This window comes from Acidaminococcus timonensis, from assembly GCF_900106585.1.
GTDB lineage: Bacteria > Bacillota > Negativicutes > Acidaminococcales > Acidaminococcaceae > Acidaminococcus > Acidaminococcus timonensis.
In genome coordinates, this window is sequence record NZ_FNWH01000006.1 from 1,251,161 (window position 1) to 1,265,991 (window position 14,831).

At 57.0% G+C, this 14,831-nt stretch carries 12 protein-coding genes; 1 reads left to right on the plus strand and 11 read right to left on the minus strand.

Going from position 1 to position 14,831, the window contains the following annotated elements; all coding sequences use genetic code 11:
• Positions 1 to 87 precede the first annotated feature (87 nt).
• Both BQ5462_RS09790 and pepV read right to left on the minus strand, forming a co-directional pair.
• The gene (locus tag BQ5462_RS09790) at positions 88 to 1,182 is read right to left on the minus strand and encodes a dipeptide epimerase (protein ID WP_071143128.1); all 1,095 of its coding nucleotides are present in this window, start codon (positions 1,180 to 1,182) and stop codon (positions 88 to 90) included.
• A 12-nt stretch (positions 1,183 to 1,194) separates the two neighbouring features.
• The gene (pepV, locus tag BQ5462_RS09795; RefSeq protein ID WP_071143129.1) at positions 1,195 to 2,574 is read right to left on the minus strand and encodes a dipeptidase PepV; all 1,380 of its coding nucleotides are present in this window, start codon (positions 2,572 to 2,574) and stop codon (positions 1,195 to 1,197) included.
• Between the two features lie 315 nt (positions 2,575 to 2,889).
• Here pepV and BQ5462_RS09800 point away from each other — a divergent pair, with 315 nt between their 5' ends.
• Positions 2,890 to 4,290 (plus strand): serine hydrolase domain-containing protein, encoded by a 1,401-nt coding sequence (locus BQ5462_RS09800; protein WP_205407956.1) that lies wholly within the window; start codon positions 2,890 to 2,892, stop codon positions 4,288 to 4,290.
• A gap of 79 nt (positions 4,291 to 4,369) precedes the next feature.
• Here BQ5462_RS09800 and dusB read toward each other — a convergent pair whose 3' ends face one another.
• The 9 genes from dusB to BQ5462_RS09845 all read right to left on the minus strand — a co-directional run bounded on the left by dusB (position 4,370) and on the right by BQ5462_RS09845 (position 14,822).
• Positions 4,370 to 5,338 carry a tRNA dihydrouridine synthase DusB gene (dusB, locus tag BQ5462_RS09805; RefSeq protein ID WP_071143130.1) on the minus strand — a complete coding sequence of 323 codons (969 nt, stop codon included), beginning with the start codon at positions 5,336 to 5,338 and terminating at the stop codon, positions 4,370 to 4,372.
• A gap of 65 nt (positions 5,339 to 5,403) precedes the next feature.
• Positions 5,404 to 6,186, minus strand: coding sequence for a type III pantothenate kinase (locus tag BQ5462_RS09810; RefSeq protein ID WP_071143131.1), 783 nt, complete (start codon positions 6,184 to 6,186; stop codon positions 5,404 to 5,406).
• Between the two features lie 142 nt (positions 6,187 to 6,328).
• Positions 6,329 to 6,889 carry a biotin transporter BioY gene (locus BQ5462_RS09815; protein WP_071143132.1) on the minus strand — a complete coding sequence of 187 codons (561 nt, stop codon included), beginning with the start codon at positions 6,887 to 6,889 and terminating at the stop codon, positions 6,329 to 6,331.
• On the minus strand, positions 6,886 to 7,881 hold the full coding sequence (locus tag BQ5462_RS09820) for a biotin--[acetyl-CoA-carboxylase] ligase (RefSeq protein WP_071143133.1): 996 nt from the start codon (positions 7,879 to 7,881) through the stop codon (positions 6,886 to 6,888). Before BQ5462_RS09820 ends, BQ5462_RS09815 begins: the two co-directional genes overlap by 4 nt.
• Positions 7,882 to 8,005: 124 nt before the next feature.
• The gene (ftsH, locus tag BQ5462_RS09825; protein ID WP_071143134.1) at positions 8,006 to 9,943 is read right to left on the minus strand and encodes an ATP-dependent zinc metalloprotease FtsH; all 1,938 of its coding nucleotides are present in this window, start codon (positions 9,941 to 9,943) and stop codon (positions 8,006 to 8,008) included.
• A gap of 56 nt (positions 9,944 to 9,999) precedes the next feature.
• Positions 10,000 to 10,539 (minus strand): hypoxanthine phosphoribosyltransferase, encoded by a 540-nt coding sequence (hpt, locus tag BQ5462_RS09830; RefSeq protein ID WP_071143135.1) that lies wholly within the window; start codon positions 10,537 to 10,539, stop codon positions 10,000 to 10,002.
• Positions 10,523 to 11,575, minus strand: coding sequence for a tRNA lysidine(34) synthetase TilS (gene tilS / locus BQ5462_RS09835; protein WP_071143380.1), 1,053 nt, complete (start codon positions 11,573 to 11,575; stop codon positions 10,523 to 10,525). Before tilS ends, hpt begins: the two co-directional genes overlap by 17 nt.
• 59 nt (positions 11,576 to 11,634) lie before the next feature.
• Entirely contained in the window at positions 11,635 to 12,153 is a 519-nt protein-coding gene (locus BQ5462_RS09840; protein ID WP_071143136.1) for a S1 RNA-binding domain-containing protein, read from the minus strand.
• 101 nt (positions 12,154 to 12,254) lie between these two features.
• Positions 12,255 to 14,822 (minus strand): heavy metal translocating P-type ATPase, encoded by a 2,568-nt coding sequence (locus tag BQ5462_RS09845; RefSeq protein WP_071143137.1) that lies wholly within the window; start codon positions 14,820 to 14,822, stop codon positions 12,255 to 12,257.
• Positions 14,823 to 14,831: the final 9 nt, after the last annotated feature.

Consider the following 14,831-nt stretch of genomic DNA (forward strand, 5'->3'; position numbering starts at 1 on the left):
ACCATCTCGTTACTAAGGTCTAACTTTTTGGGGTCACATCATAATGACCATCGTTCATCGCCCCTTTCTTTTCCCCCATCCGGGAGGTCAGTCATCCAGATACCGGATGCCTTCTACGCCGGTAATGCCCAGTCCCGGCGCATCACTGACCGTAATGTGTTTTTCGTTGAACACGGCGCCGCCCTGCACCGGATCTTCCGAGCAGAGCACCGGCCCATCCAGGTCGATCCTGGTGATGATTTTCCGGGCACAGGCCAGATGGACGGCCGCATTGACGCTGACCTTGGCTTCCAGCATGCAGCCGATCATGCATTCCACGCCGCAGACCTCCGCCAGTGTGGCGATTTTCAGGGCGTTGGTCAGGCCGCCGCATTTCATCAGCTTGATGTTGATCAGGTCCGCTGCCTGCATCTGGACGATCTTCAGAGCATCTTCCACGGAGAATACGCTTTCATCGGCCAGCACCGGAACGTAGGACCGTTCCGTCACGTACTTCAGACCCTCGAAGTCGTGGGCCTTCACCGGCTGTTCCACCAGCTCGATATCCAGGCCCCTGTCCTGCATCTGGTTCAGCAGTTTTACCGCCTGTTTCGGACTCCAGGCCTGGTTGGCATCGATGCGGATCCGGATGTCCGGTCCCACAGCCTTCCGGATGGCAGCCAGCCGGGCCACATCCAGGGAGGGGTCGATCCCCACCTTGACCTTCAGGGTATCATACCCCCGCTGCACGGCATTGACGGCATCCCGAGCCATTTCCTCCGGAGGGTTCACACTGATGGTCAGGTCCGTGACGATCTGGTTGCGGGCACCACCCAGCATCTTGTACACCGGGATGCCATACTTTTTGCCATACAGATCCCATAGGGCCATATCGGCGGCTGCCTTGGCACTGGTATTCTTCACGATGCATTGCTGCACCGCCCGGGTGATGTCCTCGAAATCGTCCACATCCCGGCCCAGCAGGGTCTTGCTGATATGATCCTGAAAGGCTCCGATGATGGCACCGGTGGTATCCCCGGTAATGGCCCCGGTGGGAGGCGCTTCCCCGAAGCCCACCTCTCCGGTGTCCGTGTGGATTTCCACGATCACATCTTCCACACTGTTCACCTGACGCAGGGCCGTCTTGAACGGTACCCGCAGGGGGACGGAGATCCGTCCCAGCCGGATTTTCGTAATCTTCATGGCAGTCCCTCCTTATTTGGCCAGCCGGTACAGCGCCTCTGCATAGATATGGGCATTCAGTACCAGTTTTTCGATTTCCCAGTATTCATTGGGCAGGTGTTCCCGTACGGCATCCCCCGGGAAAATGGGTCCGAAGGCCACGATATTGGGAATGGCCTTGGCATAGGTGCCGCCGCCGATACACAGGGTGCCGGGCTGGAAGTCCGTCATTTCGCCGTACACCTGGAGCAGGGTCTGGATGTAGGGCGTCCGGGGATCCACATACAGTGCCTTCTTATGTGTCTCGGATACCTTGGTGAAGCCTGCCGCGGCAAAATCAGCATCCAGTTTGGGGGCGCAGTCCTCATAGTGTTTCGTCACCGGGTACCGGTAGTTGATCTTCACAGTCAGTTCTGTTTCATTGGCTTCCGCCACCCCCACGTTGAAGGAGAGCTTGCCGGAATCGGCGTCCTCCAGGCAGATGCCCAGGGATTCTCCGTGAACCTCCAGCCCGATTTTATCCGCCAGAAAGGTCAGGGCATCCTTCAGTTCCCCGCTGAAAGGCAGCTGGTTCAGGGCCTTGAACAGCCGGCCGGCAGCGTTTTCACCCTGTTCCGGATGGGCCGCATGGGCCTGTACCCCCTGGGCCACCACTTTCAGCCCTTCCGGAACCACTTCCCACTGGACTTTGGATTCCGGTTTCACCACTTCCTCCAGCAGACGGGTGGCTTCTGCCGGTGTGCAGGCCACCATGGCTTCCGCCAGGGCCGGTACCACATTGAAGGCCGAACCTGCCTTCAGGCTCTTCAGGATGACAGGACCGTCCTGGGTATATTTCTTTGAGAAAGTCACATTGATGATACCCTTTTCCCCGTTGATCACCGGGTATTCTCCGTCAGGGGTGAAGCCGCACACCGGGATTTCCCCGCCTTTTTCCAGATAATGCTTCATATCGGCACTGCCAGTCTCCTCATTGGTGCCGAACAGGATGCGGATCCGCCGTTTCAGAGGCACCCCGCTGTCCTTCAGAGCCTTCAGGGCATACAGGGCAGCGGTGGTGGGGCCTTTGTCATCCATTGTGCCCCGACCATATACGTTGGTACCGTCACAGTCACCGCTGTAGGGATCCCGATCCCAGCCATCCCCTTCAGGCACCACATCCAGATGCCCCAGCACGGCTACCATTTCCGGTCCTTCTCCATATTCACACCAGCCCATATAGTGATCCACGTTTTCTGTCCTGAAGCCCATAGCGGCCGCTTTCTCCAGCATGAAGTCCAGGCATTTCGCCGGACCGTCCCCGAAAGGTTTTCCCGGTTTTGCGTCTTCCCGGACACTCTTGATCCGGACGGCCTGCTGCAGTGTTTCTACCATGGCCTGTTTGTTCTGATCGACCCATTTTGTCAATTCCATTGGTCTGCCTCCCTTACTGATTCCTGGGAAATGCCATCCCAGGATACAAAAAAGCCCAGCAAGGCATAAAACTCCCGTTTCATACCGTTGCTGGGTCTCACTTTGCTTCCTGGGACATTGGCGGATGTTCCACACAAAATGAAGCAGCATTTCCATCGGTTACCAATTCTAGTTTACTTGATAGTTTTTTCTGTGTCAATCGATTTATCTCACATTTTTACATTATATAGTATCTTGTATACATATTGACGGGTAAATTGTTCATCGGTATAATGAAAAATAGCAAAAAAAATTCACAATTCAGGAGGTTGTCCCATGCACAAAGGAAGATTCATGAAAGCTGCCGTCCTGGGGCTCTGTGCCGCCCTGCTGCTGCCTTCCGCCTGCCTGGCCGCCAAAGGGAAAAAGGGGATCCCCGGTCCTGCCAGAAAGCAGCTGACCCGGGAACTGGATGCCATGGTGGGCCATAACGGCACCCACGTGCCCGGACTGGGGGTGGAAGTGTATAAAAACGGCAAAAAGGCCTACACCCATTTCGCCGGCCACCGGTACTTTGCCGAAAAGCCCGGCCAGAAAGATCTGCCCATTACCGGCAAAACCCGATTCCGGGCCGCTTCCGTATCCAAAATGTTCACCGCCTTCACCATCATGCAGCTGGTGGATGAAGGAAAACTGACCCTGGATGAGGATGTAAGCGGTCTGCTGGGTTTCCCGCTGCGGAACCCCCATTATCCGGACACTCCCATCACAGTGCGGATGCTGCTCTCCCACACCTCCAGCCTCCGGGACGGCAAACTGTATGCCATCCCACCGACCGACTCTGTACAGGAATTCTTCACGGAAAAAGGGAAATTCTATGAGGACGGCGACCACTTCGCTCCATTGGGTCAGGCCCCGGGCAAATACTTCAAGTACTCCAACATCAACTACGGCCTTTTGGGCACCCTCATCGAAAAAGTCACAGGACAGCGGTTCGACAAATACCAGAAGAGCCACATCCTGAAACAGCTGGGCATCCGGGCGGACTACAACCCGGGTAACCTGTCCAAAGGCGAATTCAGGGACCTGGGCGTGATCTACCAGAAGAACAGCCACGGAAAATGGGACGAGAACGGCCCCTGGATTCCCCAGATCGACGACTACCAGGGCAAACAGCCGCCCAGAGACCAGGTAAAGGTGCAGAACCCGGACCACCGGGAGCTGGATGCGTTCTACGATCTGAAGGACTATGTACCCGGCACCAACGCCACCATCTTTTCTCCCCAGGGCGGGCTGCGGATCAGCTATGATGAACTGGGGCATGCCCTGGAAATGCTGGTGAACGGCGGCCGATACAAAGGGAAACAGATCATCCGGCCGGGACTGCTGAAAGAGATGATGACGCCCCAATGGACCTATGACCCCAAAGCGTCCAATGGTTCCACCTATGGAGGCACCATCCTGGCCTACGGCCTGGGCCTCTACCCCATCTACGGCACTTCCACCAGCCGGGTGGTGAAGGACCATGAGCTGGACCTGTGGGGCCACACCGGTGAAGCCTACGGCCTGCTGTCCGGAGTGTTCCTGGTCCCCGGCACAAAGGATGGTTTCGTGTATATGATGAACGGAGAAGCCCTGGCCGAAGACGATGATCCACGCAGTGCCGGCAGATTCAGCGGCAATTATGTGTGGGAAGAGAACATCATGGATACCATTTGCCGGAATGCGTTTTTCTAAGTCTCTAGTCACTAGTCTCTAGCCGAAGGAAAGGACCCGCCCTGACCAGGACGGGTCCTTTTGATGTTATCAAACCAGTTTATTTTTCCTGGCTCAGTTCTTCTTCATAAGCCTGCAATACCTGTTCCAATGCTTCTTTTGTCAGCGTCTGGTTGATGGCATTGCGGTAAAATGCGCTGTGGGGCAGACCGTGGAAATAATGGGCTCCATGGTTGCGCATTTCCCGGACAGCCACCTTTTCTCCCTTGAAGGCGATCAGATCCCGCAGGTGCCGTCGCACCATGGCAAACCGTTCCTCCAGGGTCACCACCGGGATGGGCTGCCCGGAAAGAGCTGCCTTCACCTCCCGGAAGATCCAGGGATTGCCCTGGGCGCCCCTGGCAATCATGATGCCGTCACAGTGGGTGACCTCCCGCAGGGCCAGGGCATCCCGGGCCGTAAACACATCCCCGTTGCCGATCACCGGGATGGAAACGGCTTCCTTCACCTGCCGGATGATGTCCCAGTCAGCCTTCCCACTATAAAACTGACCCCGGGTCCGGCCATGGACGGCCACGGCCGCTACCCCGGCCTTTTCCGCCAGTCGGGCGATTTCCACGGCATTTTTATGCTCATCATCCCAGCCGGCCCGGAATTTCACGGTCACCGGCAGATCCACAGCGTCCACCATGGCGCAAAGACAGGCATAGGCCCGTTCCGGATCCTTCATCAGGGCGGACCCTTCTCCGTTGGACACGATCTTATGCACCGGGCAGCCCATGTTGAAATCGATGCCATCGGCCCCATACTCCGCTGCGATCTTCGCCCCCTGAGCCAGTTCCCCGGGAACGGATCCGAACAGTTGGATGGCCACCGGATGCTCCCGGGGATCCACTTCCAGCATGGCAAAAGTCTTGGGATTCCTGAAAAGCAGTGCTTTGGCACTGACCATTTCCGAAACCACATAATCGGCTCCCAGTTCCCGGCAGATCACACGGAAGGGAAGGTCGGTGACCCCGGCCATGGGGCCCAGGACCACTGGATTTTGTGAAAAGATGTTTTCCTGCATGGTTTCCTTTCTTATAGACAAAAAACGGGGAGACGGCCTGGCCGCTCCCCATCATTTTTAGCTGATTAATAGTGTTTGGGATGGTTCATGTTGTAGAGGATCCGCAGACCTTCCAGGGTCAGGAACGGTTCCACCACATCCACATGCTCGGATTCAGAAGCCATCAGCTTGCCGAAGCCGCCGGTAGCCACTACAAACGCCTGGCCGTCCAGTTCCTTTTTCATGCGGGTGATCAGGCCGTCCATCTGGCCTACGAACCCGAAGATCACCCCGCTGCGCATGGCATGGATGGTATCCCGGCAGATGGCCTTGGGCGGTTTGATCAGTTCGATCCGGGGCAGTTTGGCTGCTTTCTGGAACAGGGCTTCCGTGGAAATCCCGATACCCGGGGCAATGGCGCCGCCCAGGTATTCCCCATCGGGGCGCAATGCACAGAAGGTAGTGGCCGTACCGAAGTCGATGATGATCAGGTTGCCCTTATCGCCGTACAGATGATGGGCAGCCACCGCATTCACGATCCGATCCGCCCCGATCTGGGAAGGATCATCGTAATCCAGCTTCAGTCCTGTATTGATTTCGCTGGTCACCACAAAAGGAGTGATCCCGAAATACCGTTTGCTCATATTGCACAAGGGTACCAGCAGGGGCGGCACAACGGTGGAAATGATGATATCCTCGATATCCTTCATATCCATGCCGCTGTAGGCAAACATGCTCCCCAGGATGATGCCGAATTCATCCGATGTGCGGGAACGGCTGCTGGAAATCCTCCAGTGAGCCTGCCAGGTGTTTCCATCATGAACCCCTACTACGATATTGGTATTCCCAACATCCATTACCATCAACATGGTCTTGTTACCTCCAAAATTTCCGGTCTCGTCTTACCAGGGTCTCTTTGCCCGGGTCACAAACGATTTTATTATAGGGGCAAAACCCCATAAAGTCAATACAGGAACCTGCAGAAACTGGGTTCCCATTCAGCAGGATTCCTTACGCTTTCCACAGTCCCCCGGCTTTCAGCGCTCTCCGGATGCGGATGCCCAGGAAGGCCACCAGGAAGCTTTTCAGGATGTCCAGAGGCAGGAAGGGCAGGACGGCCAGGGCCAGTGTCTTATCCCAGGTCATGGGTTTATGCAGGAAATACGCAAAGCTCAGTTTGAACCCAAGGGCACCTACGGCGTAGCACACCACCATGGTGAGGGCCAGATAGACAAAATTCTTCAGCAGGCTGTCCCCGCTTTTGCCATAGCTGATCTTGCCGGACAGGAAGGCCACAAGGAGGAAACTGATCAGGAAACCTCCCGTAGGGCCGGCCAGCATCACGATGCCCGACTGGCCCTGGTTGAACACCGGAAGCCCCAGGCAGCCCAGCAGCAGCCAGACGAAAACACTGACAGTCCCCCAGGCCGGACCCAGCAGAAAACCGGCCAGCATGGCCATGAACGTCTGCAGGGTAATGGGCACCGGCCCAATGGGAATGGTCACATAGGAGCTGACGATCATCAGAGCGGCAAACAGAGCCGCTCCCATCAAATTTCTTGTGTGGGTCATGCGTATTTCCCCTTTCCCCGGGCCGGACGGATGGAAACATCCCCGGCCAGCACCGTTTCCACAGTACCGTCTTCCTTCCGGACCTGCAGAGCCCCCATGCTGTCGATATCCACGGCCGTACCCACATAGGTCTTATCCGGTGCGATCACCTTCACCTGTTTCCCCAGGGTGATGGAATACTTTCTCCACTGGTCGAAAACGGCCCCGAATCCATTTTGGCAGGCTTCCTCATAATACAGTTCCATGCAATCCAGCACCCTGGCCAGGAGCGCCACCCGGTCCACCTTGCCGCCGGTCACATCCGCAATGGAAATGGCCGAAGCCCGCAGGTCCCCCGGGACCATTTCCTTCGGGACGCATACATTGATGCCGGTACCGCACACCAGGTAGTTGATATGCCCGAATTCGGCACTCATCTCTGTCAGGATGCCCACCAGTTTCTTCCCTTCCAGCAGCACGTCATTGGGCCACTTGATCTGGGCTTCTACCCCACAGACTTCCCGGATGGCCTGTACCACAGCCACTGCGGCCAGCAGGGTCATCTTGGGCGCTTCCTGGGGCAGGAACGAAGGTTTCAGCAGTACAGAGAACCACAGTCCCTTGCCCTTGGGGCTGAACCAGCCCCGTCTCAGCCGGCCCTTGCCTCCGGTCTGTTCCTCAGCCACGCAGACAGTGCCGTCGGCAGCCCCCTGCTCCGCCAGTTTCTTCAGCACTTCATTGGAACTGACCACACTTTCTTCGTAGCAGATGTGACGGCCCAGGAACCGGGTATGGAGCTTTTCTCCGATTTCCGAGGGCAGCAGCTTATCCGGTACGCTGGTGAGTACATATCCCTTTTTCGTAAACGCTTCGATGCCGTATCCCTCTTCCTTCAGGACCTGGATGTGCTTCCAGATGGCTGTCCGGGTAATGCCCAGGGTCCTGGCCAGTTCTTCTCCGGAAACCGGTTCCGGAGCCTTGTCACGCAAGATCTTCAAGATTTCATTCCGCATAGCAGCGCTTCCCTTCGTTTCCATATGATTGTCTTCAAGTTAACACAACTGTCAAAAGCAGGGGGTGTGAAAATTTCACACCCCCGGTCTGCAAGTCCTCAGGACTTTCGCAGCTGTCTTTCTCTCACGCCTGCGGCACCTCTCTGGGAACCGGCGCCACAACCGGTTCCTGGGCCGGTTCCTTCACAGGAATGGGCCCGATGGGAGCCGGATCCCCATCCTTGGGTTCATTGGGATCCTCTTTGGGAGGCACTTCCCCCTTTTCCAGGATGTGACCATATTTGATCAGTTCTTCCACTTCGTGGCCTTCCAGGGTTTCCCGTTCGATCAGGTTCTGGGCAATCAGGTGGAGCTTGTCCATGTTATCGTTCAGCAGCTTCACCGTGCCTTCATACGCCTCATCGATGAACCGGCGGATTTCTCCGTCGATCTGGGCAGCCACCTTTTCACTGTAGTCATTCTGCCGTCCGATATCCCGTCCCAGGAACACCTGTTCCTGACGATGGCCGAAGGTCACAGCGCCCAGCACTTCACTCATCCCGTATTCACAGGTCATGCGGCGGGCCAGTTCCGTAGCCCGCTGCAGATCGCTGCTGGCACCGCTGGAAATTTCGTGCAGCACCAGGGCTTCGGCAACCCGGCCGCCCAGCAGCACTTTCAGCTGATCCAGCATTTCACTGCGGGTTGCGTAGTACCGGTCTTCCGTAGGCAGGCTCAGGGTATAGCCGCCGGCCCGGCCTCTGGGGATAATGGTGACCTTGTGCACCGGATCCGTATGATCCAGCAGCATGCCCACCAGGGTATGCCCGCCTTCGTGGTACGCCGTCAGCCGTTTTTCCTCGTCGGTGATGACCCGGCTCTTCCGTTCCGGTCCCATCATCACCCGTTCGGCAGCTTCTTCCAGGTCGCTCATGGTGATGGTCACCTGATTGTTCCTGGCAGCCAACAGGGCCCCTTCGTTCACCAGATTGGCCAGATCTGCCCCGGTGAACCCGGGAGTCTGGCGGGCAATCACGCCCAGATCCACACTGGGATCAATGGGTTTTCCCTTGGTATGTACCCGCAGAATGGCGCGGCGGCCCCGGATATCCGGTTTGTCCACTACAATCTGCCGGTCAAAACGGCCCGGCCGCAACAGGGCCGGATCCAGGATGTCCGGACGGTTGGTGGCGGCAATCATGATGATGCCTTCATTGGCACCAAACCCGTCCATTTCCACCAGCAGCTGGTTCAGGGTCTGTTCCCGTTCGTCGTGGCCGCCGCCCAGACCGGCACCTCTCTGCCGGCCTACTGCATCGATTTCATCGATGAACACGATACAGGGGGCGTTCTTCTTGGCCTGGTCGAACAGATCCCGTACCCGGGAAGCCCCGACGCCCACGAACATTTCTACAAAGTCAGAGCCGGAAATGCTGAAGAACGGAACCCCGGCTTCCCCGGCCACGGCCTTGGCCAGCAGGGTCTTACCTGTACCGGGAGGTCCGTACAGCAGCACGCCTTTGGGAATCTTGGCCCCCAGCTGGTTGTACTTCTGGGGTGCCTTCAGGAATTCCACCACTTCTTCCAGTTCTTGTTTGGCTTCGTCAGCACCGGCCACATCTTTGAACGTGACTTTGCTCTTGCCATCTCCGTACAGTTTGGCCTTGCTCTTGCCAAAGCTCATGACCCGGCTGCCGCCGCCCTGGGCATTGTTCATCATGAAGAACCACAGGATCACGATGACCACCATGGGCAGGATGGAACTCAGCAGGTTGCTGAGCATGGACGGCTGAGGAGGCAGTTCTGCCCTGATTTCCACATCCCTGGCTTCCAGGGTTTCCACCAGTTTGTTGTCCCGGGGCGCAATGGTGGTGAATTCGGCTCCGTTCTTCAATTTGCCTTTGATCACGGAGTTGTCCACAATGGTGACATTCTTCACTTCATCCTGCTGGACTTCCTTGATGAAGTTGCTGTAGCTCATTTCATTCTTGGGGGTATTGGATGCATTGTAATAGTCGTAGATCCAGACCCCTATGATGACGATGAGCAGGTAAAATACAAGGTTGCGGATAAACTTACTCACACTTGGCTCCTTTCCTGCCTGGGGCGCTTACCGCTTTGCCTCAGGGCATGGAGAAATTATTTTTCATAGACGGAACGTTTCAGGATGCCGATATAGGGCAGGTTCCGGAATTCTTCATCGTAATCCAGGCCGAATCCCACCACAAATTCATCGGGGATCTCAAACCCGGCATAATCGGGCAGTACTTTCACCAGCCGGCGTTCTTTCTTGTCCAGCATGGCTGCAAATTTCAGAGATTTGGGATTGCGGTTGTGGAACAATTCACCCACGGCCTTCAGAGTCAGGCCCGTATCCACCACATCATCCACCAGCAGGATATTCTTGCCGGCAATGTTCCGGCTGGTATCATAGTCGATATCCACTTTCCCGGAGGATTTCGTACCGGACCCATAGGAAGAAGCCTTGATGAAGTCGATGCGCACCGGCACCGTGATGTGTTCCGTCAGTTCCGTCAGGAAGTAGGCAGCGCCCTTCAGCAGGCCGATGACCACCAGTTCTTCCCCGGCATAATCCCGGCTGATCTGGGCACCCATTTCAGCAATACGGGCTTTCAGGGTTTTCTCATCAATCAGGACTCTTTCAATTTTGTCGTTCATTTCTTTGACGCTCCTTTTGTGCTAACTTGGCAGCCCGTTCCTCTTCCCGGGACCGCTGGTTCTTTCCCACCATCAGCCGGCCGTTCAGATAGATCAGCCGGACACCGCCGGGGACATCCAGGGCTTTGTTGCCCACGCCCCTGGCAATCATATCCAGGATTTTCCGGACATGTTCATAACCGATTTCTGCGCCACCCACATTCCGGGCCAGGATCCGGATCACCCGGCTCTGGAGGGCCGGAGGCAAGGCAGCGAATTCCTTCTCCACCTTGATATCCCAGGTGTCGAATACCTCCCGGCCGTAACAGTCGATGTACCGCTGGGCCTGGTGTTCCAGATAGGCCTCGTCATCAGCCGCCAGGGCGGCTGCCTGGGCCAGTTGCCTGCGGATCTGGGGATTCTGGGTCTCCAGGAGGGGCAGCAGTTTCTGCCGTACCCAGTTCCGTTTCAGGGTCAGATCACTGTTGCTGCTGTCCTGGCAGTAGGTCAGCCCCTGCTCTTCGCAGTACGCCTCCGTATCCCGCCGGGTAATGCCCAGAAAGGGCCGGGCCAGGTATCCGCTCACCGGCAGCATCCCCCGCAGGCCCCGGGTACCGGCACCCCGCAGCAGGTTCAGCAGCACCGTTTCTGCCTGATCATCCCGGTGATGGGCCAGGAAAATGGCCCCGGCATCCGCTTCCTTCCGGCAGGTTTCCAGGGCTTCATAGCGCAGCCGGCGGGCCGCATCCTCAAGAGAAAGGCCTTTTTCTTCGGCCAGTTCCCCGGCGTCCACATCCATCCGTCTGAATTCCAGGCCGTTCTGTCCGCAATAGTCTTCCACCAGCCGGGCATCCCGTTCAGCTTCTTCGCCCCGGAGATGGTGCTGTACATGGACCACCAGGACCTTGACCTGGTCCTCTTCTCCCTGTTTGGCCATGGCATCGGTCAGGGCCAGGGAGTCGGCGCCCCCGCTGCAGGCAGCGATCACTGTGGTTTGAGGCTGCCAGAGTGGAGAAGCTGCCACCAGTTTCTTCATACTGTCTTCCAGAATACTCACGTCTTCCACTCACCCCTTAATAAAAAAAGGTACTTCCGAGGAAGTACCTTTTGTGTTCATCAATCTCCTCTGCGAGCACCACGGCCGCCCCGTTTGGATTCCGTATTCCGTTTCAGATCCAGCAGACGATCATCGCTTTCCTTTAAGAACTTGGAAAGCTTGTCTTCGAAGCTCATGGGACCCATGGGCCGGGGAGCTCCGTGGAAGGATTTGCCTTCGAACCGCTTCTTGCCCTCGAACCGTTTGCCGCCTTCGAAGTGCTTGTTTCCACCTTCGAAGCGTTTTCCTTCAAAATGTCTGTTTTCGAAAGAATGGCCCGGTTTCCGTTCCGGCATGGGAGCCGGCGGCATCAGGGCTTTCAGAGAAAGGCCGATCTTGCCTTTTTCATCCACCGAAACCACCTTGACGGTGACTTTGTCTTTCACTTTGAGGAAATCATGTACATCCTTGACGAAGACATTGGAAACCTCAGAAATGTGAATCAAACCAACCTTATTTTCGGGTAACGACACAAATGCACCGAAATTCGTAATCCCGGTGACGATCCCATCTACTACTGCGCCTTTTTCCAAAGCCATAGGTCAAAGACATCCTCCTTTTATCAGTGGGTATTACGTTAACCATTATACCGTTGTTAACGAAATTTCGTCAAGGGGAAAAAGAGGGGGAATCAAGGCCCTCAGGCCTCGATTCCCTCGTATTCGTACCCGGCTTTCAGGATGGCACTCTTGAAGTCATTTTCCGGTACCTCCCTGGATTCCCGGACCTCCACCCGGCCGGTGGTATGGTCAGCTTTGGCGCTGATTACCCCGTCCAGGGCCTCCAGGTTCTTCTTCACGTGCGCTTCGCAATGGGCGCACATCATACCCTTTACATCCAGCACCACTGTATGGCCGCCGTCCGCTGCCACCTGGGGTCCGGCCACCTGGAAGGTTTCGCTTTCCACCATGGCCCTGGCCCTGTTTTCCCGTTTTTTGTCATGGCTGGCATCATGGATCTTGAACAGGTTCAGCCGCAGGGCATTCATGCACACGGTGAAACTGGAGATGCTCATGGCCGCAGCCCCCAGCATGGGGTTCATCTTGAAGGAATACAATCCGGCTGCGCAGGGAATCAGCAGGACGTTGTAGAAGAAGGCCCAGAACAGATTCTCATGGATGTTCCGTACTGTGCCGCGGCTCAGCCGTACCGCTGCGGATACGTCGGTCAGTCTGCTGTTCATCAGTACGATGTCGGCAGAATCTATGGCCACATCGGCGCCGGCTCCGATGGCAATGCCCAGATCAGCCCGGGTCAGGGCCGGTGCATCGTTGATGCCGTCCCCCACCATGGCCACTGTACCGGCTTTCTGCAGCTGGCGGATCACGCTTTCCTTGCCTTCCGGCAGGACCCCGGCGATCACCCGGTCCACCCCGGCCTGTCTGCCGATGGTTTCGGCGGTCCGTTCATTATCCCCGGTGACCATGACCACTTCGATGCCCATGTTCTTCAGTTCCTGGATGGCCCCGGCCGAATCTTCCTTGATCACGTCGGCTACGGCGATCATCCCGGCCAGCTTTCCATCTCTGGCAAACAGCAGCGGAGTCTTGCCCTGGCCGGCCAGTTCTGCGGCACGGGCCTTCATGTCAGCTCCTACCATTCCCAGGGACTCCAGATACGTCAGGCTGCCGCCCAGCAGCTTGCTGCCGTTCCGGACCACCTGCAGCCCGTTGCCCGGCAGGGCCTGGAAGGCATCCACAGCCTCGGCCTGCAGGTTCTGTGCCCGGGCTTCTTCCACCACAGCCCTGGCCAGAGGATGTTCGGACTTCTGTTCCAGGTCAAAAGCCAGCTGCAGCAGGGTTTCCTTCGTATAGCCAGCAGCCGGGACCACATCGGTGACCTTGGGCTGGCCCTTGGTGATGGTCCCGGTCTTATCCAGGGCCACGATGTTCACTTTCCCGGCCATTTCCAGGGACTGGGACGTCTTGAACAGGATGCCATTTTTGGCACCTACGCCGCTGCCCACCATGATGGCCACAGGGGTTGCCAGGCCCAGGGCACAGGGGCATGCCACCACCAGCACGGCAATCCCGTAGCTGATGGCCTGGGAAGCCGGCACACCGGCAATCAGCCAGCCGATGGTGGTAAGCACGGCGATGCCGATGATGGCAGGAACGAACACCGCGGAAACCTTATCGGCGATCCGGGCAATGGGAGCCTTGGTGGCAGCCGCATCACTGACCAGTTTGATGATCTGGCTCAGGGTGGTGTCTTCCCCTACCCGGGTGGCTTCACATTCCAGATACCCGGACTGGTTGATGGTGGCTGTGGAAACCTTGTCCCCCGGTTTCTTGTCCACCGGCAGGCTTTCCCCGGTCAGAGCGCTTTCGTTCACAGCCGAAGTCCCCTTGACCACCACCCCATCCACCGGGATGTTTTCTCCGGGACGGACGGCGAAAATGTCGCCTTTCTGCACATCATCGATGGAAACGGTGACTTCCCTGCCATCCCGGATCAGTACAGCCGTCTTGGGAGCCAGTTTCATAAGGCCTTTCAGGGCGTCGGTGGTCCGGCCCTTGCTCATGGCTTCCAGCATCTTACCCAGAGTGATCAGGGAGGGGATCATGGCTGCCGTTTCGAAATACAGCTCGTGCATATACATATGGTGGAGCGCTTCAAAAGGAGCACCATGGACCGTCAGATAGGTGATTTCATAGAACACCCCCAGGGACCACAGGAACGAAACGGAAGACCCCAGTGCCACCAGGGTATCCATGTTGGGTGCCCCATGGAGCAGGGTCTTGAACCCGCTGGTGTAAAAATCCCTGTTGATGAGCATGACGATGATGGCCAGCAGCATCTGGGTCAGCATCAGTCCCAGATGGTTCCCGTCCAGGAGAGCCGGTACCGGCCAATCCAGCATGTTGTGCCCCATGGTCAGATACATGAGCACGAACAGGAAACCCAGGGAGGTCAGAAGACGACGGCGCAACCGGGGCGTCTCATGATCCTTCAGGGCCTCTTCATCGGCGGCCAGTTTTTCGGCCAGCCCCTGTTTGGCCTGGGACGCCCCCTTGACGGAAGCACCATAGCCGGCGTCTTCCACCGCCTTGATGATATCCGTATCGGAGGCCGTCCCATCCACACCCATGCTGTTGGTGAGCAGGGAAACCGAAACGCTTTTCACGCCCGGTACACCGGCTACGGCCTTTTCCACATGGGCCTGACAGGCTGCACAGGTCATGCCGGTAACAATATATTGCTTCATAATAGAAAC